Genomic DNA, 2,299 nt, shown 5'->3' with positions numbered 1-2,299 from the left:
CCGCTTCTCGTGCCCTGCCTCGAAGGCATGGAAAACTGGAGGTCTCGATCGAACACTACAGCCAACCGTTGACAGGTCAATCCATATCAGGAGCGGCCTCGGCCGCGAACGGACGGGCATTCGCCCCGGGCTCGGGGCGTTCGCGTGCAAGCACGCTTGTGCGGGGTGGGGCGCTTGTGGTGGCGCCAGACCCATGATGCAATCCTGATTCCGACCGGCCCAACAGGTGGCGCCGGTGAGATAACAGGGAAACGTTCATGAAGATCCTCATCACCGGCACGGCCGGGTTCATCGGCAATGCCCTGGCCCTGCGCCTGCTGGAGCGCGGCGACGAGGTCGTCGGTGTCGACAACCTGAACGACTACTACGACGTCTCGCTCAAGAAGGCGCGCCTGGCCCGCATCCAGGACCACGAGCGCTTCACCGAGGAGCGCGTGGACATCGCCGACCGCGAGGCGATGCAGCGGGTGTTCCGCGAGCACCAGCCGCAGCGCGTGGTCAACCTGGCCGCCCAGGCCGGCGTGCGCTACTCGCTGGAGAACCCGGCTGCCTACATCGACACCAACCTCGTCGGCTTCGGCAACATCCTGGAGGGCTGCCGCCACAACGGCGTGGAGCACCTGGTCTACGCCAGCTCCAGTTCGGTCTACGGCGCCAACGAGGAGATGCCGTTCTCCGTGCATCACAACGTGGACCACCCGCTCAGCCTCTACGCCGCGAGCAAGAAGGCCAACGAGCTGATGGCGCACACCTACAGCCACCTGTACCAGCTGCCCACCACCGGCCTGCGCTTCTTCACCGTGTACGGCCCCTGGGGCCGGCCGGACATGGCGCTGTTCATGTTCACGCAGAAGATCCTCGCCGGCGAGCCGATCGACGTCTTCAACTACGGCAACCACCGGCGCGATTTCACCTATATCGACGACATCGTCAAAGGCGTGATCCGCACCCTGGACCGCCCGGCCCAGCCCAACCCCGAGTGGAGCGGGGCGCAGCCCGACTCCGCCACCAGCGCCGCCCCCTACCGGCTGTACAATATCGGCGCACACCGCCCGGTGGAGCTGATGCACTACATCGAAGTGCTGGAAGAGAACCTCGGCAAGAAGGCCGAAAAGAACCTCCTGCCCCTGCAGCCCGGCGACGTCCCCGACACCTACGCCGACGTCGAAGACCTGCGCGCCGACACCGGCTACGAACCCACCACCAGCGTGGAAGAAGGCGTCGCCAGCTTCGTCGCCTGGTACCGCGACTACTACCAGGTCTGACCCGCCGCCGTTCGCGTGCAAGCACGCTCCCACGGGCGGGTGGGGAGCCGCGTAGGAGCGGCCTCGGCCGCGAAGCCCCTGCTACAATCGGCCTCATGCGCCTGAGTCCGCAACATATACGAGCGATCCGCGACGTCGTGCGCCACGAATGCGGGCCCGACGCGCGCGTTCGCCTGTTTGGATCGCGGCTGGACGATACCCGACGTGGCGGGGACGTGGACGTGCTCGTCGAGCTCGAACAGCCGGTCGAGCGTCCCGCGGTGCTTTCCGCGCGTCTCTCGGCCCGGCTCAGCCGCCGGCTGGACGGGCGCTCGGTCGATGTCGTCCTGTCCGCCCCGAATCTGCCCCGCAGCGCCGTTCACCGCATGGCCGAACAGCAGGGACAGCTCCTGTGAACATCGACCCCGAACAGCTCGAGCGTCTCCGGTTTCTCGGTCGCGTGGTTCAGCGCGAACGCCAGCATCTGGAGACGACCGATCAACGCGTCTTCAGCGAGCCTTTCACTCCGGCCCGCGCGGGTGTACTGGCCGACAACGTCGACGAAGCCGAACGTGTCGAAGCCTTCGTGAGCCGCTTCGGGCGCCTGCAGGATACGCTGGGCGACAAGCTGCTGCCCCTGTACCTCGAGGCGCTCGGCGAACGCCTCGGCGCGGCGATCGACAACCTCGACCGGGCGGAAAAACTCGGGTTGATCCCTTCCAGCGATGAGTGGCTCGCGATGCGCAAGCTACGCAATCAAATGGTGCACGAATACATCGAGGCCGCCACCACCCTGGCGGATGCGCTCCAGGCGGGCCACGAGTTTGTGCCGACCCTGAGTGCCGTGGTGGAAAACATCCTGGCCGACATGCGCGCCCGCGGCTGGGCGGCCGCGTAGGAGCGGCCTCGGCCGCGAACCGGCCTGTTCGCGTGCAAGCACGCTCCCACAGGCGGGTAGGAGCACCGTAGACATGATGGATTGACCTGCCCGACCTCGAGAGCGTGGGTTATGTTCTCGGGGTTGGGACAACCACCTTCAACACAGAGCCAATATC

General features: G+C 66.4%; 3 protein-coding genes. All 3 read left to right on the top strand.

The annotated features are described in order from the left end of the window. Positions 1–257 precede the first annotated feature (257 nt). The 3 genes from F620_RS0114070 (at position 258) to F620_RS0114060 (ending at position 2,142) form a co-directional block, all read left to right on the top strand. A complete protein-coding gene (locus F620_RS0114070; RefSeq protein ID WP_019571084.1) occupies positions 258–1,265 on the top strand; it encodes an NAD-dependent epimerase in 1,008 nt (335 codons plus the stop codon). A 95-nt stretch (positions 1,266–1,360) separates the two neighbouring features. Beyond that, a complete protein-coding gene (locus F620_RS0114065) occupies positions 1,361–1,660 on the top strand; it encodes a nucleotidyltransferase domain-containing protein (protein WP_038031371.1) in 300 nt (99 codons plus the stop codon). Further along, on the top strand, positions 1,657–2,142 hold the full coding sequence (locus F620_RS0114060; RefSeq protein WP_019571082.1) for a hypothetical protein: 486 nt from the start codon (positions 1,657–1,659) through the stop codon (positions 2,140–2,142). Before F620_RS0114065 ends, F620_RS0114060 begins: the two co-directional genes overlap by 4 nt. Positions 2,143–2,299 lie beyond the last annotated feature (157 nt).

It is taken from the genome of Thioalkalivibrio sp. ALE11 (genome assembly GCF_000381205.1).
Lineage (GTDB): Bacteria > Pseudomonadota > Gammaproteobacteria > Ectothiorhodospirales > Ectothiorhodospiraceae > Thioalkalivibrio.
Note: the sequence above shows the minus strand (reverse complement) of the source record. Positions and strands in the feature narration are given on the sequence as shown.

Excerpts from the sequence above, each read along its gene's own strand:
- F620_RS0114070 (WP_019571084.1), top strand. The coding sequence starts at position 258 with ATGAAGATCCTCATCACCGGCACGGCCGGGTTCATCGGCAATGCCCTG.
- F620_RS0114065 (WP_038031371.1), top strand. The coding sequence starts at position 1,361 with ATGCGCCTGAGTCCGCAACATATACGAGCGATCCGCGACGTCGTGCGC.